This is a genomic window from Streptomyces sp. NPDC001970, assembly GCF_053594115.1.
Genome location: NZ_JBSFDW010000029.1, coordinates 124,113 through 124,883 on the forward strand (window position 1 = coordinate 124,113; position 771 = coordinate 124,883).

The window sequence follows — 771 nt, forward strand, 5'->3', positions numbered from 1 at the left end:
GAAACCACCACGCTCATCATCGCGACGAGGACCACGGTCATCACGCCGGTCATCACGACGGAAACCACCACGCTCATCGTCACGACGAGGCCCACGGTCATCGCGACGGAACCCACCGCGCTCGTCGTCACGACGAGGGCCGCGGTCATCCCGACGCTCGTCACGACGGAAACCACCACGGTCATCGTCACGACGAGGACCACGGTCATCGCGCCGAGGACCACGGTCATCGCGCGGGAAGCGACCTCCGCGGCTGTCGTCACGTCGGTCGTCGCGACGTCCGTAACCGCGGTCGTCCCGGGGGAAGGTGCCACCCCGTTCACCACTGCGGTCATTACGGCGGTCGTCGCGGCGATCGTCCCGGCGGTCGTCGCGGCGGAAACCGCCTCCACGGGTGTCGTCCCTACGGTCGTCACGACGGCCGTATCCACCGCGGCTGTCGTCCCGACGCGGCCCGCCTCGGTAACCGCCCCGGTCGCCGCCACCACCGTCCCGGCGACGCGGCTCGCGCTCCGGACGATCGTCGGAGGAGTTGGTGGACATCGGCATGGCTCCTGTCATCGGGTACCGCATTCATTCTCGCGCAGCCGGCCATCCGACGCGCTTCGGGGAAAATCAAGGAAAAACAAAAGGACCCGCGGGCCCAGCTGAACGCTGGGACCACGGGTCCTGAAAGATTGTTCGGCGGCGTCCTACTCTCCCACAGGGTCCCCCCTGCAGTACCATCGGCGCTGAAAGGCTTAGCTTCCGGGTTCGAAATGTAACCGGGCG

At 67.3% G+C, this 771-nt stretch carries 1 rRNA gene and 1 pseudogene; both read right to left on the minus strand.

The window, feature by feature from the left end:
* Positions 1-488: pseudogene (locus ACWCP0_RS29790) on the minus strand (hypothetical protein); the annotation flags it as partial.
* A 191-nt stretch (positions 489-679) separates the two neighbouring features.
* Positions 680-771 (minus strand): 5S ribosomal RNA (rrf, locus tag ACWCP0_RS29795); the annotation flags it as partial.